The sequence below is a fragment of the Halopseudomonas sp. genome, from assembly GCF_038130085.1.
Taxonomy (GTDB): Bacteria; Pseudomonadota; Gammaproteobacteria; order Pseudomonadales; family Pseudomonadaceae; genus Halopseudomonas.
This window is the reverse complement of sequence record NZ_JAYPMU010000001.1, coordinates 244,958-267,498: the sequence shown is the minus strand read 5'-3', so window position 1 is coordinate 267,498 and position 22,541 is coordinate 244,958. Positions and strand designations below refer to the sequence as shown.

17 protein-coding genes are annotated in these 22,541 nt (G+C 59.9%); 5 read left to right on the top strand and 12 right to left on the bottom strand.

Annotated features, from left to right (window positions below; genetic code table 11):
- Nucleotides 1-9: 9 nt before the first annotated feature.
- The 11 genes from surE to AAFM31_RS01170 form a co-directional block, all read right to left on the bottom strand.
- Nucleotides 10-846, bottom strand: a complete 837-nt coding sequence (gene surE / locus AAFM31_RS01220) for a 5'/3'-nucleotidase SurE (RefSeq protein WP_341706069.1) — start codon at nucleotides 844-846, stop codon at nucleotides 10-12.
- Between the two features lie 71 nt (nucleotides 847-917).
- Nucleotides 918-1,964 carry a phosphotransferase gene (locus AAFM31_RS01215; RefSeq protein WP_341706068.1) on the bottom strand — a complete coding sequence of 349 codons (1,047 nt, stop codon included), beginning with the start codon at nucleotides 1,962-1,964 and terminating at the stop codon, nucleotides 918-920.
- A gap of 103 nt (nucleotides 1,965-2,067) precedes the next feature.
- The gene (locus AAFM31_RS01210) at nucleotides 2,068-2,832 is read right to left on the bottom strand and encodes an SDR family oxidoreductase (protein ID WP_341706067.1); all 765 of its coding nucleotides are present in this window, start codon (nucleotides 2,830-2,832) and stop codon (nucleotides 2,068-2,070) included.
- Nucleotides 2,833-2,887: 55 nt separating this feature from the next.
- Complete coding sequence (locus tag AAFM31_RS01205; protein ID WP_341706066.1) at nucleotides 2,888-4,084, bottom strand: acyl-CoA dehydrogenase family protein; 1,197 nt, start codon at nucleotides 4,082-4,084, stop codon at nucleotides 2,888-2,890.
- Between the two features lie 162 nt (nucleotides 4,085-4,246).
- Nucleotides 4,247-4,876: a TIGR04282 family arsenosugar biosynthesis glycosyltransferase gene (locus tag AAFM31_RS01200; RefSeq protein WP_341706065.1), complete on the bottom strand. Its 630-nt coding sequence runs from the start codon at nucleotides 4,874-4,876 to the stop codon at nucleotides 4,247-4,249.
- A gap of 170 nt (nucleotides 4,877-5,046) precedes the next feature.
- The gene (locus AAFM31_RS01195) at nucleotides 5,047-5,730 is read right to left on the bottom strand and encodes a TIGR04283 family arsenosugar biosynthesis glycosyltransferase (RefSeq protein ID WP_341706064.1); all 684 of its coding nucleotides are present in this window, start codon (nucleotides 5,728-5,730) and stop codon (nucleotides 5,047-5,049) included.
- On the bottom strand, nucleotides 5,727-7,868 hold the full coding sequence (locus AAFM31_RS01190) for an FAD-dependent oxidoreductase (RefSeq protein WP_341706063.1): 2,142 nt from the start codon (nucleotides 7,866-7,868) through the stop codon (nucleotides 5,727-5,729). The genes AAFM31_RS01195 and AAFM31_RS01190 overlap by 4 nt, the downstream gene beginning before the upstream one ends.
- Entirely contained in the window at nucleotides 7,865-8,824 is a 960-nt protein-coding gene (locus AAFM31_RS01185) for a hypothetical protein (protein ID WP_341706062.1), read from the bottom strand. Before AAFM31_RS01185 ends, AAFM31_RS01190 begins: the two co-directional genes overlap by 4 nt.
- Nucleotides 8,821-10,203 carry a sodium:solute symporter gene (locus tag AAFM31_RS01180; RefSeq protein ID WP_341706061.1) on the bottom strand — a complete coding sequence of 461 codons (1,383 nt, stop codon included), beginning with the start codon at nucleotides 10,201-10,203 and terminating at the stop codon, nucleotides 8,821-8,823. The genes AAFM31_RS01185 and AAFM31_RS01180 overlap by 4 nt, the downstream gene beginning before the upstream one ends.
- Before the next feature lie 21 nt (nucleotides 10,204-10,224).
- Nucleotides 10,225-11,193: an arsenosugar biosynthesis radical SAM (seleno)protein ArsS gene (arsS, locus tag AAFM31_RS01175; RefSeq protein ID WP_341706060.1), complete on the bottom strand. Its 969-nt coding sequence runs from the start codon at nucleotides 11,191-11,193 to the stop codon at nucleotides 10,225-10,227.
- A 222-nt stretch (nucleotides 11,194-11,415) separates the two neighbouring features.
- Entirely contained in the window at nucleotides 11,416-12,453 is a 1,038-nt protein-coding gene (locus AAFM31_RS01170; protein WP_341706143.1) for a helix-turn-helix domain-containing protein, read from the bottom strand.
- Nucleotides 12,454-12,928: 475 nt separating this feature from the next.
- Between AAFM31_RS01170 and AAFM31_RS01165 the strand changes: the two genes are divergently transcribed.
- Together AAFM31_RS01165 and AAFM31_RS01160 are read left to right on the top strand one after the other, a co-directional pair.
- Nucleotides 12,929-14,737, top strand: a complete 1,809-nt coding sequence (locus tag AAFM31_RS01165; RefSeq protein ID WP_341706059.1) for a DUF1302 domain-containing protein — start codon at nucleotides 12,929-12,931, stop codon at nucleotides 14,735-14,737.
- Nucleotides 14,738-14,761: 24 nt separating this feature from the next.
- Nucleotides 14,762-16,132 (top strand): DUF1329 domain-containing protein, encoded by a 1,371-nt coding sequence (locus tag AAFM31_RS01160; protein ID WP_341706058.1) that lies wholly within the window; start codon nucleotides 14,762-14,764, stop codon nucleotides 16,130-16,132.
- A 259-nt stretch (nucleotides 16,133-16,391) separates the two neighbouring features.
- Here AAFM31_RS01160 and AAFM31_RS01155 read toward each other — a convergent pair whose 3' ends face one another.
- A complete protein-coding gene (locus tag AAFM31_RS01155) occupies nucleotides 16,392-17,435 on the bottom strand; it encodes an AraC family transcriptional regulator ligand-binding domain-containing protein (RefSeq protein ID WP_341706057.1) in 1,044 nt (347 codons plus the stop codon).
- Between the two features lie 262 nt (nucleotides 17,436-17,697).
- Between AAFM31_RS01155 and AAFM31_RS01150 the strand changes: the two genes are divergently transcribed.
- The 3 genes from AAFM31_RS01150 to AAFM31_RS01140 all read left to right on the top strand — a co-directional run bounded on the left by AAFM31_RS01150 (nucleotide 17,698) and on the right by AAFM31_RS01140 (nucleotide 22,311).
- The gene (locus AAFM31_RS01150; RefSeq protein WP_341706056.1) at nucleotides 17,698-19,440 is read left to right on the top strand and encodes a DUF1302 domain-containing protein; all 1,743 of its coding nucleotides are present in this window, start codon (nucleotides 17,698-17,700) and stop codon (nucleotides 19,438-19,440) included.
- A 29-nt stretch (nucleotides 19,441-19,469) separates the two neighbouring features.
- Nucleotides 19,470-20,840 carry a DUF1329 domain-containing protein gene (locus AAFM31_RS01145; protein WP_371832992.1) on the top strand — a complete coding sequence of 457 codons (1,371 nt, stop codon included), beginning with the start codon at nucleotides 19,470-19,472 and terminating at the stop codon, nucleotides 20,838-20,840.
- A 148-nt stretch (nucleotides 20,841-20,988) separates the two neighbouring features.
- Nucleotides 20,989-22,311, top strand: coding sequence for a DEAD/DEAH box helicase (locus AAFM31_RS01140; RefSeq protein WP_341706055.1), 1,323 nt, complete (start codon nucleotides 20,989-20,991; stop codon nucleotides 22,309-22,311).
- The last annotated feature ends 230 nt before the right edge of the window (nucleotides 22,312-22,541 follow it).

Below are 22,541 nucleotides of genomic sequence, written 5' to 3'. Positions count from 1 at the left end.
AGCGGGTGTTCAGTGACTGATGCTGGGATCGTCGGCGACAGGATCGTCGACGCCGTTCTGATCAATGCCGAGTTGGTCGGCCATGTTGCCGGTGTCGACCTGCCAGCTGCTGGCAATGTCGCGCTCAAAGCGCACCGGAGACAGGGCGATCAGGCCGTCGCGCAGGGCGCCGACGTCGGTCTGGCGGCCGGTGATGCGGTCGGTCTGGCGCTGGAAGCCGAGCCAGTAGTAGGGCACACCGCGGGTGTCTTCCCGACGCTCGATGTTGACGCCGCCGATGCTGCCGCGTTGCGGGCGGCAGATGGCGACGCCGCGCACTTGTTCTGGTGGCCGGGCTGGGAAGTTGATGTTCATCGCGCAGTCTTCCGGCCAGCCGGCGTCCAGCAGTTGGCGAACCAGTTTGGCGCCGTAGTGGCGCGAGGTTTCCCAGTGCACCTCGTTGCCGGGGTGGTAGGCCTGGCTGAGGGCGATGGATGGAATGCCCAGCAGAGTGCCGGTCAGGGCACCGCCGATGGTGCCGGAGTAGGCGACTGAGTCGCTGATATTGGCGCCGTTGTTGACGCCGGACAGCACCAGATCGGGCTTGACCGGCAGCAGCTCGGCAACGCCCAGCAGGACGCAGTCGCTCGGGGTGCCGCTGACGCTGAAGCGGCGTTCTTCAAACTGATGAACGCGCAGCGGGTGGTGGACGGAAATGGACATGGATACGCCGCTTTGGTCCAGATCGGGGGAGACGATCCACACTTCCTCGGCGATCTCGTGGGCAATTTCTTCGAGCACTTGCAGGCCCGGGCCGCGCCAGCCGTCGTCGTTCGTCAGCAGCACGCGTTTGACGGGTTTGCTCATGGGCAATCCTTATTGTTGGAAACGGGGGGCTTGGATGTGCAACGGGGCAGCTTGAGCTGCCCCGTTTGGTCTTACCGCTGGGCGATTTCCCAGCCACGCTCGGCCAGCAGGCTGGCGCGCTTGCCGACTTCGAGGGCGTCGGCGTTGCTGGCGTTGCCTTGCAGTGCGCGGTGGTACACGCCCTGAACAATGGCCGCCAGACGGAACAGCGAGAAGGCGATGTAGTAGTTCCAGTTCGGCACACCGGTGCGGCCGGTGTACTGGCAGTACCAGTCCAGCAGCTGCTGCTCTTCCGGCAGACCCAGTGATTTCAGGTCTGCGCCGACCATGCCCTTGGCGCCGTCGACGTTGACCGGCATGTGGTAGGGCAGGCAGCAGTAGGCCAGATCCGACAGCGGGTGGCCGAGGGTGGCCAGCTCCCAGTCGAGGATGGAAACCACCTTGGACTCGGTCGGGTGCAGCATCAGGTTGCCGATGCGGAAGTCGCCGTGCGCGATGGTGGTGCTCTCGTCGGCCGGGATGTTTTCCGGCAGCCACTTCATCAGGGCGTCCATCTCCGGCATGTCGTGGGTGCGGCTGGCTTCGAACTGACCGCCCCAGCGTTTGACCTGACGGGCGATGTAGTTGTCGGGCTTGCCGTAGCCTTCCAGACCGATGGCCTTCCAGTCGGCGTTGTGCATCTTGGCCATGGTTTCGATCATCGACTGATAGATCGGCATGCGCTCTTCCTGAGCAACTTCGCTCAGCAGCGGCTGGGAGTAGACGCGGCCTTCGACGTAATCCATGACGTAGAACGCGGTACCGATGATCTCGGGGTCTTCACACAGCAGGCGTGCGGTCGGTACCGGTACGTCGGTCTTGCCCAGGGCGTTGATGACCTGGAACTCGCGCTCGACCATGTGGGCTGAGGGCAGCAGCTTTCCCGGCGGCTTCTTGCGCAGTACGTAGCGCTTGCCGGCGATTTCCAGCAGGAATGTCGGGTTGGACTGGCCACCCTGAAACTGCTGAACCTTGATGCCCTGGTTGGCTCCCGGAAGGTAGTCCTGCAGGTAGTTGGCGAGTTTTGCCTCGTCGAACTTGTGGGCAGGCAATACGTCAATCAGGGTCGCTCCGCTCATCTTTGAAGATCCTGTTGTTGATGGGTCTGATGGGTCAAGTACGGGAAAATAACACGCCAGAGCGAGCCCTGGCGCGTTGAACAGCGAGGTGAATCAGGCGTTATCAGGCAATGGTATCGCCGCCATCGGCGACGATGGTCTGCCCGGTAACGTAGGCCGAGGCGCTGGAGGCCAGGAACAGCGCGACCCCGGCGATGTCTACCGGCTCGCCGACGCGGCGCAGCGGCAGCTTCTCTTCGACCTTGCGCAGGCGGTCCGGATCTTCCAGCAGGGCCTGGGCAAAATCGGTGCGGATCAGGCCCGGGGCGATGCTGTTGACGCGGATGCCCTGCGGGCCCCACTCCAGCGACAGGTTGCGGGCCAGGCCGGCTTCGGCGGCCTTGGACATGCCGTAGACGCCGATGTTGGCGCTGGCGCGCAGACCCGCAATGCTCGACAGCAGCACGATGGAGCCGCCGCCTTGCTCGACCATGTGCGGGATGACCATGTTGCAGAGCCAGAAGGTGCCTTTGACGTTGGTGCCCATGATCTTGTCGAAGGCCTCGTCGCTGACGTTGTGCGTCGGGCCGTAGACCGGGTTGGTGGCGGCGTTGCAGACCAGTACGTCGATACGGCCAAAGGCTTCCAGGGTGCGATCAACCAGATTCTGCAGCTGGGCCTTGTCACCCACGTGGCAGGCAACCGGCAGGGCGTCGAAGCCTTGCGCACGCAGTTCGTCGGCAACCTGTTGGCAGGCGTCAGCCTTGCGGCTGGAAATCACGACCTTGGCGCCAGCCTTGGCGTATTCCTCGGCAATCGACTTACCGATGCCCTTGGTCGAGCCGGTGATGATGGCGACCTTGCCGGTCAGATCAAACAGCTTGCTCATGGTGTTCTCCACAAAAAGGCCGAGCATGAGCTCGGCCTGTTGTATTGCGAATGGATCAGAGGTACTGGCTCATTTCCATTTTGGCGATGGCGTTCAGGTGCACCTCGTCCGGGCCGTCGGCCAGGCGCAGGGTACGGGCTTTGGCGTAGGCGGAGGCGAGGAAGGTGTCTTGGCACACGCCCTTGGCGCCGAAGATCTGGATCGCACGGTCGATCACGTTGCAGGCCATGGTCGGCGCAACGGCCTTGATCATGGCAATCTGCTGACGGGCAACCTTGTTGCCGAACTGGTCCATGCTGCGCGCGGCGTGCAGGGTCAGCAGGCGAGCCTGGTCGATCTCGCAACGGGAGCGGGCGATCATTTCCGGCACGCTGCCCAGCTTGTACATTGGCTTGCCGAAGGCAACGCGCTCGCTGGCACGGCGGCACATGGCTTCCAGTGCGCGCTCGGCGATACCGATGCTGCGCATGCAGTGGTGGATACGGCCCGGGCCAAGGCGACCCTGAGCGATCTCGAAGCCACGACCTTCACCCAGCAGGATGTTGGAAGCCGGGACGCGGACGTTGTTGTATTCGATCTCGGCGTGGCCGTGCGGGGCGTGGTCGTAACCGAACACGTGCAGGTCGCGCACGATCTTCACGCCGGGGGTGTCCAGCGGTACCAGAATCATGCTCTGTTGCAGGTGCTTCGGTGCGTTGACGTCGGTCTTGCCCATGACGATGGCGATCTTGCAATGCTCGTTCATGGCTCCGGAGGACCACCACTTGGTGCCGTTGATGACGTACTCGTCACCTTCACGGCGGATTTCGCACTCGATGTTGGTGGCGTCCGAGGAGGCGACGTCTGGCTCGGTCATGGAGAAGCAGGAGCGGATTTCACCCGCCAGCAACGGTTTGAGCCAGCGCTCTTTCTGCTCTTCGTTGCCGTAGCGCTCGATGGTTTCCATGTTGCCGGTGTCCGGCGCGTTGCAATTGAAAACTTCACCGGCGAAGGACACGCGGCCCATGATTTCGCACAGGTGAGCGTACTCTTCGTTGGTCAGACCAGCACCGCGCTCGGATTCAGGCAGGAACAGATTCCACAGACCCTGTGCGCGGGCCTTTTCCTTGAGCTCTTCAAGGATTGCCGGGTGGCCCCACTTGTTCTGTTTTACCTGCTCGTAGAAGACGGCTTCGTTCGGATAGATGTACTCATCCATAAAACCCTGAAGCTTGGCTTTGAGGTCCTGGACGCGGGGGCTGAGGTCAAACATGGGGAATCCTTTGGCAGTGGTTCATCTGAATGCGGTGTGATGCCGCTGACCATATAGTCACTGGGGCCAAAGGAGAACGATGTGCGGGTGCCGGCAATACGTATGTATAAGCCAGGCTAATAACTCTGGGCGCGCATTATTAGTGCATGCGAGACAAAGTTGTCACACCGCGTTTTGCAGGGTTATGTCTCGCAGCTCGCTGGGCAGTCGGGCGAGATCGCCCGGGGTGTCTAAATCCCATAGTGCGGGGCCTTCCCACAGGGTCAGGCCAGCTGCTTGCAGGCGTTGGCGAGTGTCTTCGAGTACCTGTTCATGGCTCCAGTCCATGCTCTCAAAGGGCGCCGGGTTGGCTTCACGCTGGCCGATCAAGACATAGCCGCCGTCTTCGCTGGGAATGATGGCGGTATCGTGCCGATTTAGTGCACGGCAGGCAGCTAGGACGTGTGCGCTGTCCATGTCGGGGCAGTCGCTGCCGATCAACAGGGCTCCGTCCGGATGCTCGGCGATGGCATTGGCCATGCGTTCGCCGAGGTCTTCACCAAATTGCTGGCGTAACTTCAGGCCATGCTCGGTGGCGAGTGCACGCAATAAAGGATGCGTTGGGTCGCTGGCATAAAGGAAGCGGGGGCCCGGCCAGTCGAAGGTTTGAGTCAGGGTGCGCTTGAGCAGGCGGACGTAGAGGTCGCAGGCGCCGGAAGCGCCGAGTGCCGGTATCAGACGGGTTTTCACCTGGCCCGGCTCGGGTGCTTTAGCGAAGATCAACAAAGGCAGGAAGGCAGATTCGAATTGCATGGCTGTTTCTCGCTCGCAGGGCACTCAGAGGCTATGACCTAGAGCCCTGCAAAATGTTCGCCAGCCTGGCCGCACGGCGGCGGCACAGGCGCATTTTTGTGATGCAGGTCGTTGTTCTCTTTTCAGCATAGATTTTGCGCGGGGCGGCTGCGTTGTCTGCCGACCGCTGGTCATGCCTGTTCACGCCGACCGCTGTAGCGCCGGGCCAGGTCACCCGGGTCTGCACCCAGCCAGTAGCGCAGCCGCAGTTGCCACATCAGCGCGATGGTGCGCAGGGTGCCATATTGCTGCCAGCGTCGACTGGAGGTCGTGAGGCGCTCGGACAGGCACAGCGGTTTGTCGTGGTGCCGCAGCCGTTTGCTCAGCTCGATGTCCTCCATCAGCGCGATCGGCGCGTAGCCACCGAGCTGCTCGAACAGGCTGCGCTCGACAAAGATGGCCTGGTCCCCAGTGCACACGGCGGTTAGCCGCGAGCGCCAGTTCATCATCCATGCGATTACCGCCAGCAGCGGTGAGGAGGGGCTTAGCGCGACATCGAAGCGACCCCATCGATGCGGACTGCCCGGCGCAGGCAGCAGGGAGATGAAACCGTCGGGCAGCCGGGTATCGGCGTGAAGAAACAGCAACCACTCGCCGCTAGCCACTGCCGCTCCGGCGTTCATTTGGGTGGCTCGGCCCGACGCAGACTGAATCAGCTGATCCACCAGCGGTGTAGCGAGGGCGACGGTCTCGTCGGTGCTGCCGCCATCGACCAGGATGATTTCCAGCTCGCCGCGCAGCGGCTGCAGTGGTGTAAGGGCGGCGACGATGCCGGTGGCTTCGTTGCGCACCGGCACGATGATTGACAGCCTCAACCGCGCCTCCAGGCGTGAAAGCGAGCGACCCATTGCAGCAAGCGTTCGGGCTGATGCGCGCGTTTCCACTGGCCGGCGGCGTATTTGTTGGCTTCGCTCAAGGTCGGGTAGCTGTGCACGGTGCCGAGAATCTTGTTCAGGCCGAGGTTGTGCTTCATCGCCAGCACGTATTCGGCGATCAGCTCACCGGCGTGCGCGCCGACAATGGTGACACCGAGAATGCGGTCGCGGCCGGGCTCGGTCAGCACCTTGACGAAGCCTTCGGCGGCTTCGTCGGCGATGGCGCGGTCAAGGTCATCAATGCCGTAGCGGGTCACCTCATATTCCACACCTTGCGCCTGCGCTTCGCTTTCCGACAGGCCGACGCGAGCGACTTCCGGGTCGGTAAAGGTGCAGTGCGGCAGCACTCGGTAGTCCACTTTGAAACGACGGAAGCTGCCGAACAGCGCATTCACGGCGGCATACCAGGCCTGATGCGATGCTGCGTGGGTGAACTGGTAGGGGCCGGTCACGTCGCCGACGGCGAAGATGTTGGGGAAGCGGGTGGCGAGATACTCGTTGGTCTCCAGCGTGCCGTTGTCGCGCACCGTCAGATCCAGCGTATCAAGGCCGTAGCCTTGGGTGTTGGCTACCCGGCCAAGGGCGACCAGCACGCAGTCGAATTCGATCTCGACCGGGCTGTCATTATCCAGTGAGCGGCAGATGACGGTCGGCGTACCATCGCGCAGCTCGAACCGTTCGGCCTGATGGCTCAGGCGCAGATCGACGCCTGCGCTACCCATGCTGACCATCACCAGCTCGCTGGCGTCTGCATCTTCGCGGGGCAGCAGGCGCGCGCCGCGCTCAATCTGGATGACTTGTGAGCCGAGCTGCTGGAAGGCCAGCGCCAGCTCGCAGCCGATCGGGCCGCCGCCGATGACCAGCAACCGGCGTGGTTGCTCGCGCAGGTTCCAGACGGTGTCTGAGGTGACCATCGGTACGCTGTCCAGCCCCGGCAGATCCGGCACTAAGGGGCGGGCACCGGCGGCGATGATGATATTGCGCGTACTGATGCTGCGCCCGTTCACCTCGACGTGCCAGGGCGAGGTGATACGCGCCTCGCCGGTGATGACGTCGACACCGAGGTCGGTGTAGCGCTCGACCGAATCATGCGGCTCGATCTGCTTGATCACCCGCTGGACGCGCTCCATCACCGCGGCAAAGTCGACGGTTGCCTCGGCGTGGCTGTAGCCCAGCGCTGGCGCCTTGCGGATCTCGGCGGCGAGCTTGGCTGAACGGATCAGCGCTTTGGAGGGCACGCAGCCGGTGTTCAGACAGTCGCCGCCCATGGCGTGCTTCTCGATCAGGCTGACGTCGGCCTTCACGGCGGCGGCAATGTAGGCACTAACGAGGCCGCCACTGCCGGCACCAATCACCACCAGATTGCGGTCGAACTGCCTGGGCTTTTGCCAGCCCTGATAGACCCGGCGCGCCTTGATCACGTCCAGCAGGCGCCGGGCGATCAGCGGGAAAAGGCCCAGCAGCACGAAGGCGCCGAGTAGCCCCGGCGAGAGAATGCCCGCCAGCGAGTCCAGTTGGCCGAGTTCACGTCCGGCGTTCACGTACACCAGCGTGCCGGGCAGCATGCCGAGTTGGCTGACCCACCAGAAGGTGCGAGCGGGTAGGCGGGTGAGCCCCATCGCCAGATTGATCAGAAAGAACGGAAACGCCGGCACCAGCCGCAGGGCAAACAGGTAGAACGCGCCTTCGCGGTCGATACCCTGATTGATGCGTTCCAGGCGCGTGTCAAAGCGCTTTTGCACCCAGTCCTGCAGCAGGAAGCGGCTGATCAGCATCGCCAGGGTCGCCCCGGCGGTGGAGGCAAAGGACACCAGCAGCAGGCCCCAGCCAAGGCCAAACAGGGCGCCGCCGATCAGGGTCAGCAGCGCCGCGCCCGGCAACGACAGCGCGGTCACCAGCACATAGAGCCCGACATACAACGCGCTGGCGAGTATCGGCTGGTCGATTACGTGCTGGTTAAGCACCTGCTGTTGGGCTTTCAGCGCATCCAGGCTCAAATGCTGCTGCAGGCCGGAGGCGAAGAAGCCGACGACCAGTGCGGCGACAACGGCCAGTAGCAGGAGGCGGCGCAGATTCATGACAGCATCTCCAGCGCACAGAGTGTGCTCGCGAGGGTGAAGCCTTTGATGCAGGCCTGTTCGGGCGTCATGTTGGTTCCTTGGTTGATGCGCTGCCAGTAAGACAGCGCAGCGGGTGAGTCGTCAGACCACTGGCGTTTGAACTCGTCGGCAAAGGCGCGCTGGTCATAGGGGATGGGTAGCGCTTCGACGACCAGTGGGCCGACCTGTGCGCGGTAGATCGCGGTAGCCGACGCGCTGCGCGCGATGCGGGTGATCAGGCCGTAGCGGCCGTTGTTGAAGTTGGGCATACCGGCGGCACCGTTGTTGATCACCGCCCACTCGCCGTTGCTCAGCGCGGCCGGGCTGCAGGTGTGGCTGCAGGCGAGGGCGCGGATGTGGTGTTTCGTGAACCAGTGGTCCAGCTGCTGCTGGCGTTCGGGGCTTTGCAGTTGGGCATGATCGCACTGCCAGCCGGCCAGCGATTGCTCGTCACCGTGGCTGATGGCGACGCGCTCACCCGCGACCTCGGCGACCAGCCATGCCGGTCGAGCGCCCAGTTGTTCCGCCATGCCGGGCAGGCTGTTGACCGTCTGCTGCAGCAACTGATGAATGCGGTTGGAGCGCTCGACTGTTGCTGTGTCGGTCTGCTCCGGATAGGCGCAGCCGCAGCCGAAGTCGTCGCCTGCACGGGCCAGTTCGGTTTCCACGTTGCCGCGCAGGGGGTAGTGCGCTTGCAGGTGTTGCTCAATAGCGCTGAACACCGCCGGGTCGCGGTCGAACCAGTGGGCGTCGCCATTGAACACCGCGACCGCGCCGGGCTCGGCGGCCAGCCTGCGCTCGATGGCATCCAGTGCCTGCCGGTTACCATAGAGCCCGCCGATCACGTACAGCACATTGCACTCGAGGCTGGCGGGTGCATTGAAGGTCTCGACGGGCAGGCGGTAATCTGCCGGGCAGCTGCGGCCCTTGCTCATGCCACTCTCCGGTTCAGCAGGCTTGGCAGCAGGTAGCCAGCGGTACAGAGGATCAAACCATACAGGTTGGTGCCGAGCAGCAGTGCGTAGCGACCGTCACCAATAGCCCAACTCTGCGGGATCCAACCGAGGGTGAGGGCAATGCCCAGTCCGATGCCGGTCCAGAAGCTCAGATGAAAACCGAGGCGGGTGGGCCGCACGAAGCCGTGCAGCAGAAACACCGGTGCCAGGCCGATGACCATGGTGCCGCTGATGGTCGTGGCTTTGAGAATGTCGGTGCCGGCGAGCATCGGCAGGTTGCCGAGCAGGGCGAATACCAGCATCGTCGCCATGCCGACGCCAATGGCCTTCTGGCCCAGATCGCGCTGCAGCAGGGCTGGCAGCTCGCGGCCGCTGAGACGGGCGAGACTGGAAAAGGTCGAGTCGAGGGTGGAGCCAGCGGCGGAAATCATTACCAGCGTCATCACGATCAGCGCGCCAACGCCCAGACTTTTTGCCAGCGCGGCGGGCACGTTGCCACCGGCCTCGATGCCGCCAAGGGTGGCGTGTACGCCGATCAGGCTGAAGGCGAGAATCGCAACAAAGCCCAGCACGCCAGCCAGCGTAAAGGCGCGCAGCATGGATTTCTCCTCGCTGATGAAGCCGCGGTCGGTCAGCACCGGATCGTGGAAGGGGTAACTCAGCAGTTGCAGGCAGGCCACCAGAAACAGATCCACACCGGCGTTAAGCGCCCAGTGGCTGGTGCTGGTCAGCTCGGCGGTGCTGTGATTCGGCAAGACCAATCCCAGTACCCACACCAGTGCGATGACGAAGATCGCCGCCTGCGCTGCATCGGTCAGGATCGAACTGCGCAGCCCGCCTCGCAGGCTGTAGGCCAGCGTCACAGCGGTAAATAGAAGCGCCGCGCCGATAAACGCCGGGCTGCCGCTGTCGCCGTAGTAGCCGCCCACGACGGCGGTGTTGCTCCAGACCTCGTTGAACAGACGAATCAGAATCGCCGCAGAGAACGCCAGCGCGGCCCCGCGTCCGTAATTGCTGGTCAGAAAGCTGACCAGACTGGTTGCCTGGAAGCGTCGGCGCAGGCGGTAAATCACCAATCCGCAGAGCGGGATGGATAGCCAGTAGGTGGCGTAAGCCAGGCCGCCGACCAGGCCGAACTCGGCACCGAGGTTGGCGGCGTTGGTGACCGACTTGGCAAAGATCCAGCTGATAAAGATGCTGGTGGTCAGCAGCAGCGGCGAGGCCTGGCGGCCCTGGCTGTCTTCGCCGTTGAAGAAGCCGCCAACGGTTACAGTGCGCGGCGAGAGCCAGTACATCAAACCGCCGTAGGCGATCAGAAAGCCCCAGAAGAACAGGCCGGTAAGGCTGGTTACGGTCATGTGGTGCAATCCTGTCTTGGGTCAGTCGTTAACCAGCACGCCGCCACAGCTGGAACCCTGTCCGGCGGTGCAGGCAAAGCAATGGTCGCGGGTGGCGATGGGGTGGTTTGGCAACTCGGCGTTCAGCAGATCACGCAGGTGTGGCCGGTCCGATGCCAGTACCGGCATTGGCAGCTCCAGCATCTGGTTGAAGTCGCAGTCGTATAGATAGCCACGCCAGTCGACGCTGACCGTGCTGCGGCACATGAGACCGGGCAGGTTGCCTGCGCTGAAGTTATCGCGCAGCAGCTGCATGTACTGGTTGAACTGGCCGCGGCTGACCAGGGTACTGCCGAAGCGCGCAATCGGCTGGTTGGTGATGGTGTGCAGGTGGTTGAACTGGATGCCGAAGTCATCCTGCAGATGCTGCTTGTAGTCAGCTTCCAGTGCCTGTTGCGGTGGCGGCAGGCTGGGGCCTTGCGGGTTGTAGACCAAATTCAGCTCCAAGCCGCTTTCAGCCTGGCCGTAGCCAAGGGCGTTCAGTTGTCGCAGGCCTTCGATGCTGCGTTCAAACACGCCGTCGCCGCGCTGGCTGTCGACGTTGTCGCGCGAATAGCAGGGCAGGGAGGCGGAAATGGCGACGCCCGAATCGGCCAGAAATTGCGCCAGATCTTCGTGGCCGGGCTCGGACAGGATGGTCAGGTTGCAGCGGTCGATCACCTTCAGCCCTGCGGCGCGGGCGCGGCTGGCCAGTGTACGAAATTGCGGATGCATTTCCGGCGCGCCGCCAGTCAGGTCCAGCGTGTTGACCGGGTGTGCATCAATCACCTCACAGAGCAGCTCGATCAGCTCGTCCGACATGGCCTCAGTGCGGGTTGGTCCGGCGTTGACGTGGCAGTGCAGGCAGCGCTGGTTGCAGCGGTAGGTCAGGTTGACTTGCAAGGTTTCCAGCACGCCGCGCTGAAGGGGCGGAAAGTCTAGCTGATTCAATAATGGCAGGGTGTCGCGCACGTTGCTTCCTCGTATCTGTTACCCATCAGACGCAGCAAAGCGGGTTCTGTTACAGCGTCGCACAACTTGGCTGTTAGAGCATCAAAGTCTGAGCTTTGAGCTGTTGACGCGCCAGTGTCAGTAAAGCGGCAGAGCAACAGCAAGGCCGACCCTCAGGGTCGGCTATTGGCGTGTGCGCTGGCTGGCGGGGTAGTGGTGGTGGGGCTGCAGGGACGCGGCGGCTCAGTCGCCCTTATTGGTACGCCCCAATTCCCGGCGGTAGGCCGTCGGACTCATGTTTGTCCAGCGTCTGAAGGCACGGGTGAAACTGCTGGGGTCAAGGAAGCCGAGCTCATAGGCAATGCTGGTCAGCGAGAGCTGACCGTCGCTGATCATGCGGATGGCGGCTTCCCGGCGTACGTCGTCAGCCAATTGCTCGTAGCTGGTGCCTTCCTGGCTCAGTTTGCGGCGCAGATGACGAGGGCTGATATTGAGCGGGGCCGCCACACGCTCGGCACTGATATCACCGGAGCCTAGCAGCAGATGGATGCGGCGTTTGACTTGCTCGCTCAGGTCCTGACTGGGAATGACCGCCTGCATCGCTTCCAGAATCTCGACCAGTTTGGGCAGGATAAACGGGCTGGAGGTCGCCAGTGGCTTGTGCATCAGGCGACGATCCAGCACCAGCGCGTAACGGTCGCCAAACTCGACGTTGTTACGTGCAAAAAGACGGCGCTGACCGTCAGGGTCCTCCTCGCCGCGCACCAGCTGTAGCGAGCGCACCAGGCCCTGATCGTCGAGATCAAGTCTGTTGAAATAGCGAGCGAGGTAGCCAATGACGGCTTCAATATGTTGCTGATGCGGGTTGCCGATCGGCAGCAACGTCAGGGCAACACCGTTTTCATCCGGCAGGCAGACGAGCTTCAGTTGAATGCTGAAGATGCTGAAGAAACGGGTCAGCAGTGCGAGTGCTGCTTCGATGTTCTCGCTGGCGGCCGCTGCCAGGGCGAGGGTAGTGAAGGGGGTCGGCACAAATACGCGATGCATGCGCAGGGCGAAGTGAGGATCTTCCGAGACCCGAAGTGCCTCGCTCCAGCCATGGGAACACAGTTCCTGATCAACGAACTGGGGTTGACCCACGGGCAGGGAAATCCAGGGAGCCAGGCGACAGGAGTCACCCAGGGAAACACCATACTGTTTGAGTGCCTGTTCCATGGCGCGTAGCCAGAAAGCACTTTCGCGCACGCGCGCGAAGGAATCTGAGCTGGAGTGTTCTAGCATCGACACACCGATCCGTTCTTGTTGTGACAAAACAGCATTTTGTCTTTTTCGGCGGGCAGTATAACGATTAATCCGGCAGGAAAAAGCCCGTCTTCGGTTCCGCACTGCAGAATTATGTTGCAGTTAATGTATACGTTAGAATTTTTCGAGATCGGTAGTAAGGGTGTACGGCTGTATTGCTGAGGGTGGTCTATTCGGCGTTTTTAAGGCCCTCAGTGCGAGGGAAGATCTTTTGAGCATGCCTCTAGCGCTGATGTTTCACCGACATGCGTCGCTTTGATCCGTTTTTAGCCAACGGTGAAGGGTCAAAAAGTCATTCTGTTTATAGTGTCAATTCATCCGTTGAATGTCCTTCTCGGTCAAATATGTTGGCCGGTAAGGGCAAGTGTTCCGTGCTGGCCTCGTGACAGACTGCGGGGGTCTTGAACACGCACAGGCTGTGCGTGAGTTCATGTCACCCAAACGGAGCAGCACAATGACAAAAAAAATGCATGGCTGGTCTCTTGCCGCATTGCCTCTGGCGATTGGCATGGCCACTTTCTCTGGTTCTGCAAACGCAGTAGCCTTCAATATTGGTGAAGTCGAAGCCCAACTGGACTCTCAGCTGTCCGTTGGTGTGAGCATGTCTACGCAGAATGCGGACAAGCGTTTTATTTCTGTGAGTAATGGCGGTGAAGCCGCTTCTCGTACGTCTGATGACGGCCGTCTGAACTATGGATCCGGTGACGTTTTCTCCAAGATTTTCCGTGGTGTGCACGATTTGGAGCTGCGCTATGGCGACTCCGGTGCATTCCTCCGCGGCAAATACTGGTACGACTTTGAAACTAAAGACGGGCACCAAAGCTTTTACGATATTGACGACTCCGGTCGTGACCCGCTGCAGAAAGGCTCTGGCGTAGCCCTGCTCGACGCATTCGTCTATCACAACTATTTCATCGGCAACAACCCGGGCAACATCCGTCTGGGCCGCCAGGTTGTCAGCTGGGGTGAGTCTACTTTCATCCAGAACTCCATCAACTCCATCAACCCGATTGACGTTGCCGCTCTGCGCCGTCCGGGTGCTGAGTTGAAAGAAGGTCTGCTGCCTGTCGAGATGCTGTATCTGTCTCAGGGTCTGACTGAAAACCTGAGCATGGAAGCGTTCTATCAATTGAAGTGGGCGCCGACCGTTCTGGATAACTGCGGTACTTTCTTCGGCTCAGATACGCTTGCGAAAGGTTGCTATGACCGCCTCGTGGTAAACGGCACCGATTTCCCACAGGGAGACTCCAACCTCCAGTCGGGTTGGCTTCTGAACCCAGGAATGGCGAACTATATCGTCCGTGCGCGTAAAGATAAGGAAGCGAAGGACGAAGGGCAGTTTGGTGTGGCTTTCCGCTGGTTCGTCCCGGAGCTGAACGACTCCGAGTTTGGCTTCTATGCCATGAACTACCACAGTCGCGCTCCGATCTACTCGAACATTGCCGGCCCGGGCTTCGCTGCGGCGCAGGGTGCCAGCGGTATCATCGGTCTAGATGGCATCGAGGGCCCAGCTGGTTATTTCTTTGAATATCCGGAAGATATTCGTTTGTACGGCGTTAGTTTCCAGACCAGTATTGCGGGTGCATCGGTTGGTGGTGAAATCAGCTACCGTCCGAATATGCCAATGCAGATTAACACCGGCGACATGAGCCGCACCGCTCTGCAGCTTGGCCAAGACAACACGCATCGTGATTATGTTGGCGTTGCTGCTGGTTCCTACATTCAGGGCTATGAGCGTAAGGAATTCTGGCAGGCCCAGGTCAGCGTCATTCAGTTCTTTGATCGCGTGCTCGGTGCAAGCCGTCTGGCTCTGGTTGGAGAGGCCGGGGTCAACTACATCGGTGGTTTGGGGGATACGACCAAGTTCGGACGTGACTCTCTATTCGGTCAAAGCCCCTATGTCCCGGGTGATGCTGGCAATGTTGGTGAGTGTGCTTCCCAAACTACCGGCCGCGGGAATACTTGGTGTGAGAATGATGGTTTCTACACTGCCTGGTCTTCTGGGTACCGCATCCGTGCGTCGCTGGACTACAGCAACGTGATCGCCGGTATCAACCTGAGCCCGAACATGTCCTGGTCCCATGATGTTGAGGGTTACGGCCCGAACTTCACTGAAAATGCCAAGGCGATCAGCGTTGGTCTGAACGCGGACTACGGCAACAAGTACAACGCCAGCATCAGCTACACCGACTTCTTCGACGGTAAGTACAACACCGCCGTTGACCGCGACTTTGCGTCCGTCAGCTTCAGCGTAAGCTTCTAAGACTGACCACAGGAGAATAACAATATGCGTATGCAACAAACTCTGATGGGTGTTGGTGGTCTGGCACTCAGCCTGATGGCAACTGGCGTTATGGCTCAAACCCTGACCCAGGCCGAAATTGACCAACTGGGTACCACTCTGACGCCGATTGGTGCAGAGAAGGCCGGCAATGCCGCTGGCACTATCCCGGAATGGACTGGCGGTCTGCCAACTGACGCCGGTCAGTCGCTGCCGAACAACTTCCTGGAAAGCCCGTACAAGGGTGACCAGCCGGAGTTCGTGATCACGGCTCAAAACCTTGAGCAGTACAAGGCCAACCTGACTCCGGGCCAGATCGCGCTGTTCGAGCGTTATCCGGAAACCTTCCGTATGCCGATCTACAAGACCGAGCGTTCTGTGGGCTTCCCGCAGTCTGTCTACGATCAAGTTAAGGCAACTGCTGGTCAGGCCAAGCTGGTCAACAACGGTGACGGCATCTCCAACTTCGCTCACGGCTCCTTCGCCTTCCCGATTCCGAAGTCTGGTGCTGAGGTGGTGTGGAACCACAACACCCGCTACCGCCTGAACATCCACCGCTGGTACATGCAGGCCATGCCGCAGACCAATGGATCGTTCACGCTGATCAAGATGGAAGAGGAAGTGGGCTATCCGGAGCAGATGTCTGATGTAGACGCTGCGTCCATGCCGAACACTCTGCTGTTCTTCAAGCAGCGCGTAAGTGCACCTGCGCGTCTGGCCGGTAACGTACTGCTGGTACATGACAGCCTGGATCAGCTGAAAGAGCCGCGCATGGCGTGGGTTTACAACGCCGGTCAGCGCCGCGTACGTCGTGCCCCGCAGGTTGCCTATGATGGTCCGGGTACTGCTTCTGACGGTATGCGTACTTCCGACAACTTCTCCATGTATAACGGTGCACCTGACCGTTACAACTGGAAGCTGGTTGGCAAGAAGGAAATCTACATTCCGTACAACAGCGGCAAGCTGACCGAGCCAGGCGTTCAGTACGCCGACGTTCTGCAAGCTGGTCACATCAACCCGGACTACACCCGCTTCGAGCTGCACCGCGTGTGGGAAGTGCAGGGCAACGTCAAGGAAGGTCAGCGTCACATTTACGCTCAGCGTAATTTCTTCGTTGACGAAGACTCCTGGATGATCAGCCTGGCCGACCATTACGACGGTCGCGGCACTCTGTGGCGCGTAGGCGAAGGCCACCTTGGCTTCAACTACCAGCAGAAGATCCCGGGTTATGCCATTGAAACGCTGTACGACCTGCTGGCAGGCCGTTACATCGCTCTGGGTATGTACACCGAAGAAAACTCTGCACCGCAGTATGACTTCGATCCGAGCTACAACCAGTTCACTCCGGCCGCACTGCGTGCATCCGGCGTTCGCTGAGTTAAGCTGATCGCAGTACAAAAAGGGAGCCGAAAGGCTCCCTTTTTTGTTGTTCGTGAAATGTGCTGGCCGGCTCGAAACGAGAGGCTCTCGCATGCTGGTGCGGGCAAGCCACATTGTCTAACTGCTTTAGGAGCGCTTTGCGATGGCTGCTTGGGATGGGGCAGATGTAGAGCGTCTTCTACTTGTGAGCTCAGCCGCAGCGTCTGAAACGGCGTGGTGATGGAGGGAGGGGCACAGGATTCTGTGCCCGTTCAGCTCAGGAGGGTACCGCGCTTTGCTTGGCTTGACTGCGGAAGCTGGTCGGGCTCATGCCGGTCCAGCGGCGGAATGCGCGAGTAAAGCTGCTGGGGTCGAGAAAGCCCAGTTCGAACGCAATACGCCCAAGGTTGAGTTTGCCTTCCTTTATAAGGCGAATGGCTAGCTCCATGCGCACCTCGTCGAGCAGCTTCTCGTAAGTGGTGCGTGTTTCGCTTAGCTTGCGACGCAGATGACGGGGGCTCATGTTGAATGGAGTGGCAACAAGCTCTTCGGATACCTCGCGCTCGGAGACCAGCACACGAATGCGCTGTTTTACCTGCTCAGCAAAGTCGAGGTTGGGCAGGTCGCCCAGCATGTCCTCCAGCGAACTGTCGAGCCGCTTGCGCAAAAACGCATCTGCATTGGGCAGTGTGGTGCGCAGCAGTTGACGGTTGATGCGGAACGACATGCGTTTGGCTCCGAGTCGCACGCGGCCACCGAGAATGGTTTCGCACAGATCGCGGTTACGCTCGTGCTCGCCGGTCAGGCGGCTTTCGAGCATTAGTGAGGCCTTGCCGATGCCGAGCCCTTCCCAGATTTTATTGCACTGGCTCATCACTGCTTCCATGTGCAGTGGATGCGGGCTGCCGCGTGGCTGGAAGTAGAGCGTGAGGTACTGGTCGTCTTCAACGGAGTACAGCTGCACCTGGCTGCTGAAGACGGGCATGAAGCGAATCAGCCGCTGGATGGCGTCACCCAGCGTCTCACTGGATGCGGCGGCCAGCCCGAGGAGTGACAGGGTGTTGGATTGATAGTGTCGGCCCATACGCAAGCCGAAGCATTCGTCTTGCGAGAGCTTCGCTGCTGCGTTCCATAGGCGGTTCATGTCGCTCTGGCTGACGTGAGCCTGGCTGAGATCAGCAGGCTTGCAGTGCTGACGCAGATCCGCAGGAAGGTCGCGAACGGTTTTGCCGTATAGCTCCAGGCCTTGGGCAATCCCCTGTGCCCAGAAGCAACGCTCGTGCACGCGCTCTGAAGATAGAGCATGGTTCTGTGGAGTCATGGGCTTTTGATGCCTTGATTTTATTATTTTGATCGACTGCAACTGGCGTTAACAATAAAACACAAAGTCTCATTGTGCAAAATTATGCAACGGATAATTGCAGGCTTTAGATCAAGGGTATTCAGCGCGTGAATGTCCATCTCGGCCAAAAAACTCGTCCGAATCGGTCAAATCGGCCGCGAATCTCATGACAGACTTGGTTCCGGTGCTAGACGGCTCGCGTCGTCTTGAACCCATGATTCAAATCTAACGGAGCAGCACAATGACAAAAAAAATGCATGCTTGGTCGCTCGCCGCGTTGCCGTTGGCAATCGGCCTGGCCAGTTTCTCTGGATCGGCTGGGGCAGTGAACTTCAATCTCGGTGAGGTAGAGGCGCAGCTGGACTCAACTTTGTCCGTCGGCGTAAGTGTTTCTACTCAAAATGCGGATAAGCGCTTTATCCATGCCGCTTCGGGCGGCGAAGCTGCTGCACGTACATCTGACGACGGCCGCCAGAACTACAGTTCTGGAGATGCGTTCTCCAAGATTTTCCGCGGTGTGCACGACCTTGAACTTCGCTATGGCGACTCCGGTGCATTCATTCGCGGCAAGTACTGGTACGACTTTGAGACCAAAGATGGCGACCAAGAGTTTTACAACATTGACGACTCCGGCCGTCCGCCGCTGGTCAAGGGCGCGGGCGTCGCCCTGTTGGATGCCTTCGTTTACCACAACTACTTCATCGGTAATAACCCGGGTAACGTTCGTCTGGGCCGCCAGGTAGTGAGCTGGGGTGAGTCCACCTTCATCGGTAACTCGATCAACTCCATTAACCCGATCGACGTGGCTGCCTTCCGTCGTCCGGGTGCTGAAATCAAGGAAGGTCTGCTGCCGGTTGAGATGCTGTATATCTCCCAAGGCCTGACCGAAAACCTGAGCCTGGAAGCGTTCTATCAGCTGAAATGGCACCCGTACGCGATTGACAACTGCGGTACCTTCTTCGGCGCTGATACCCTGGCAACTGGCTGTATTGATCGATTGGTCGTGGGTGGGGCGGACGCTCCCCAAGGTGATCCGACTCTGAATGGTCGTATTACCGTTCGTGCTCAAAAGGACGAAGAGGCTAAAGATGAGGGTCAGTTCGGTGTCGCTCTGCGTTGGTTTGTCCCGGAGCTGAACGACTCCGAGTTCGGCTTCTACGCGATGAACTACCATAGCCGTACGCCGATTTATAGCAACTTTGCTGGTCCGCAGGCTGGTCTCGGTGGATTGGGTGGCGGCGCAGGGTACTTCTTCGAATATCCGGAAGATATCCGCCTCTACGGTCTGAGTTTCCAGACCAGTGTTGCTGGCACCTCGCTTGGTGGTGAAATCAGCTACCGTCCGAACATGCCGATGCAAATCACTACCGGTAGTGTGAGTGTTGCCGGTCTGACCGGTAGTGGGATGTGGATCGGTCGAGACGATGCTTATGCGGCTGGCGATTATATTCAGGGTTACGACCGCAAGGGCGTCTTCCAGGCCCAGGTAACCGCAATCAAGTTCATCGAGCGCGTTTTGGGTGCTAGCCGTCTGGCGCTGGTCGGTGAAGCTGGTTACAACCATATTGAAGGTATCGGTTCTGATCCGGGCGATACCTTCTACGGCCGTGATTCTCTGTTCGGTCAGAGCCCTCTGGCAAACGGCACTTGCCCGCTTTCTCAAGGCGTTGGTCGTGGCGCGAGCTGGTGTGAAACCGATGGCTTCTACACCAGTGACTCTTGGGGCTACCGTGTTCGCGCGTCTCTTGACTACTCCAACGTCTTCGCCGGTATCAACCTGAGCCCGGTTGTGTCCTGGTCGCATGACGTTGAAGGCTACGGCCCGAACTTCAATGAAGACGCTAAGGCGATCAGCCTCGGCCTGAATGCTGACTACGCGAACAAGTACAACGCCAGCATCAGCTACACCAATTTCTTCGACGGTAAGTACAACACCGCCGTTGACCGTGACTTTGCGGCCGTCAGCTTCAGCGTAAGCTTCTAATCAGACAGGCCATAAGGAGAAACAACAATATGCGTATGCAACAAACTCTGATGGGTGTCGGTGGTCTGGCTCTGAGCCTGATGGCATCCTCTGTAATGGCGCAAACCCTGACCCAGGCTGAGATTGATCAGCTGGGTACTTCCCTGACGCCGATCGGTGCAGAGAAGGCCGGTAACGCCGCTGGCACTATTCCGGAATGGACTGGTGGTCTGCCACGCGATGCTGGTAAGGAATTGGAAGACCACTTCTACGAGAACCCCTTCGCTGGTGAGCAGCCGGAGTTCGTGATCACCGCTCAGAACTACCAGCAGTACAAGGACAATCTGACCCCGGGTCAGGTCGCCATGTTCGAGCGTTATCCGGAAACCTTCCGTATGCCGGTATACCAGAGCCGTCGTACCGTTGGTTACCCGCAGTCGGTCTATGACCAGGTCAAGGCTACTGCTGGCCAGGCCAAGCTGGTTAACGGTGGTGACGGTATCTCCAACTTCAGCCACGGTACCTTCGCATTCCCGATTCCGAAGTCCGGTGCCGAAGTTGTTTGGAACCACAACACCCGCTATCGCGTAAACGCGCAGCGCTGGTACATGCAGGCCATGCCGCAGACCAACGGTTCTTTCACGCTGATCAAGCTGGAAGAAGAAGTGGGTTACCCGCAGCTGATGGATGATGTCGATGAATCGACCATGCCGAACACCCTGCTGTTCTTCAAGCAGCGTGTAAACGCACCGGCTCGTCTGGCAGGTAACGTACTGCTGGTACACGACAGCCTGGATCAGCTGAAAGAGCCGCGCATGGCATGGGTATACAACGCCGGTCAGCGCCGCGTACGTCGCGCCCCGCAGGTTGCCTACGACGGCCCGGGTACCGCCTCTGACGGTATGCGTACTTCCGACAACTTCGCCATGTATAACGGTGCACCTGACCGTTACAACTGGAAGCTGGTTGGCAAGAAGGAAATCTACATTCCGTACAACAGCGGCAAGCTGACCGAGCCAGGCGTTCAGTACGCCGACGTTCTGCAAGCTGGTCACATCAACCCGGACTACACCCGCTTCGAGCTGCACCGCGTGTGGGAAGTGCAGGGCAACGTCAAGGAAGGTCAACGTCACATTTACGCTCAGCGTAACTTCTTCATGGACGAAGACTCCTGGATGATCAGCCTGGCTGACCATTACGACGGCCGTGGCACGCTATGGCGCGTAGGTGAAGGTCACCTGTCCTTCAACTACGACTACCAGATCCCGGGCTACTCGCTGGAAACGCTGTATGACCTGCTGGCAGGTCGTTACATCGCACTGGGTATGTACACCGAAGAGGTCTCTGCTCCGGACCTGACGTACACACCGACGTACAATCAGTTCACACCGGCTGCCCTGCGTGCTTCGGGTATCCGCTAAGTTCTGATGCTGCTTTAGATGTTTGGGTTTGAGGGGATATCTTCGGATATCCCCTTTTTTTATGCGTTGAATGGCCCGGACGGCGAGGATACGGCTGCACTCTGCTAAACTTCGCCTTTGTTTCCTTCCGAACTCCAGAGTGACTTCATTGTTCAGCCAATTTGATCTTCACGAGCGCGTACTCAAGGCGCTCGCCGAGCTTTCCTTTCAGCAGCCCACCGATGTTCAGGCGGCAGCGATCCCGCCTGCTATCGAAGGTAAAGACCTCTATGTCATTGCGCAGACGGGCAGCGGAAAAACTGCTGCTTTTGTGCTGCCGATGCTGCAGCGTCTGCTCGCTGATGACAGCAAGCCGCTGGCGCCGCGGGCGCTGATCCTGGTACCCACACGCGAACTGGCTCGTCAGGTGTCAAAGGATATTGCCGCGCTGGCAAAGTTCACGTTCATCAAGGCTGAGCAGGTCACCGGTGGTGAAGACTTCCGCGTTCAGGCAGCGCGTCTGCGCAAGAACCCGGATATCGTAGTGGCCACGCCAGGTCGTGCGCTGGAGCAGTTGACCGCAGGCAATCTTGAGTTGAACAGTGTGCAGACACTGGTGCTCGATGAGGCGGACCGCATGCTCGACATGGGCTTCGCCGAGGATGTCGGCAAGTTGGCGGGTGCCTGTCCGAGCGAGCGTCAGACCATGCTGTTTTCTGCCACCAAGGGCAACCGCGGTCTGCAGCGGATGATTGATACGGTCCTGACTGAGCCGCAGATTCTTGAGCTGAACTCGGTTCGTGATGACACACCAAGCATTACTCAGCAGGTGATTCCCGCGGATGACAATCCCCACAAGGAAGCGATGCTCAAGTGGCTGATGCTGAACCAGGGCGAGGGCAAGACTATTGTCTTTACTAATACCCGGGTAATGGCGGATCGCATCAATGGTGTGCTCCGAGCGCTTGATTTGCGTGTCTACGTGCTGCACGGCGAGAAGGACCAGAAAGATCGCTACATGGCTGTAGAGCGCTTCAAGCAGGGAGCCAATGGCATTCTGGTAGCTACCGATGTTGCCGCGCGCGGGCTGGATATCGTTGAGCTGGATCGGGTGGTCAACTTTGACATGCCGCGTAGTGGCGATGACTACCTGCATCGGGTTGGTCGCACGGGCCGAGCCGGTGCTGAGGGCCTGGCCATTTCGCTGGTCTGCCCGCATGAGTGGAATCTGATGTCGAGCATCGAACGTTACTTGCGCCGCCAGTTCGAGCGCCGTCTACTCGCTGAGGTGCCCGGCAGTTTCAAGGGGCCGAAGAAGGTCAAGGCGTCGGGTAAGCCGGTCGGCAGCAAGAAGAAGAAAGACGGCAAGAAGGATGGCAAGAAGGCTGCGCCGAAGTCCAAGAAGCCTAGGGCAGGCAAGCGTCCATCGCGTCCGCCGGTGGGGCAGGTGGTCACGTCTTCGGATGGTCTGGCACCGCCAAAGCGTCGCTGATGGACGACAGAAGGGGGTTGCGCCAGGCGCAACTCATCCGTTAGAGTCGGGGCATTGTTCAAAGGTAACCAAGCTATGACACTGCGTATCGCACAGAACAACACCGCCAGCGCCCTGCGTGCTGGCGCTGCTGCGCGCGCGGCGGTTGGTTACTTTTATTTTGGGTATTGGTTTAGCCAAAGGCGCGCCTGATACCCCACAGGCGCCCTGAATTAACGGGACGCCACCAG

Bases quoted from the DNA above. Each gene is read 5' to 3' on its own strand.
- AAFM31_RS01185 (WP_341706062.1), bottom strand. From the start codon at position 8,824: ATGAGCAAGGGCCGCAGCTGCCCGGCAGATTACCGCCTGCCCGTCGAG.
- AAFM31_RS01160 (WP_341706058.1), top strand. From the start codon at position 14,762: ATGCGTATGCAACAAACTCTGATGGGTGTTGGTGGTCTGGCACTCAGC.
- AAFM31_RS01150 (WP_341706056.1), top strand. From the start codon at position 17,698: ATGACAAAAAAAATGCATGCTTGGTCGCTCGCCGCGTTGCCGTTGGCA.
- AAFM31_RS01180 (WP_341706061.1), bottom strand. From the start codon at position 10,203: ATGACCGTAACCAGCCTTACCGGCCTGTTCTTCTGGGGCTTTCTGATC.
- AAFM31_RS01165 (WP_341706059.1), top strand. From the start codon at position 12,929: ATGACAAAAAAAATGCATGGCTGGTCTCTTGCCGCATTGCCTCTGGCG.
- AAFM31_RS01205 (WP_341706066.1), bottom strand. From the start codon at position 4,084: ATGTTTGACCTCAGCCCCCGCGTCCAGGACCTCAAAGCCAAGCTTCAG.
- AAFM31_RS01215 (WP_341706068.1), bottom strand. From the start codon at position 1,964: ATGAGCGGAGCGACCCTGATTGACGTATTGCCTGCCCACAAGTTCGAC.
- AAFM31_RS01145 (WP_371832992.1), top strand. From the start codon at position 19,470: ATGCGTATGCAACAAACTCTGATGGGTGTCGGTGGTCTGGCTCTGAGC.
- surE (WP_341706069.1), bottom strand. From the start codon at position 846: ATGAGCAAACCCGTCAAACGCGTGCTGCTGACGAACGACGACGGCTGG.
- AAFM31_RS01200 (WP_341706065.1), bottom strand. From the start codon at position 4,876: ATGCAATTCGAATCTGCCTTCCTGCCTTTGTTGATCTTCGCTAAAGCA.
- AAFM31_RS01155 (WP_341706057.1), bottom strand. From the start codon at position 17,435: ATGACTCCACAGAACCATGCTCTATCTTCAGAGCGCGTGCACGAGCGT.
- AAFM31_RS01210 (WP_341706067.1), bottom strand. From the start codon at position 2,832: ATGAGCAAGCTGTTTGATCTGACCGGCAAGGTCGCCATCATCACCGGC.
- AAFM31_RS01190 (WP_341706063.1), bottom strand. From the start codon at position 7,868: ATGAATCTGCGCCGCCTCCTGCTACTGGCCGTTGTCGCCGCACTGGTC.
- AAFM31_RS01170 (WP_341706143.1), bottom strand. From the start codon at position 12,453: ATGCTAGAACACTCCAGCTCAGATTCCTTCGCGCGCGTGCGCGAAAGT.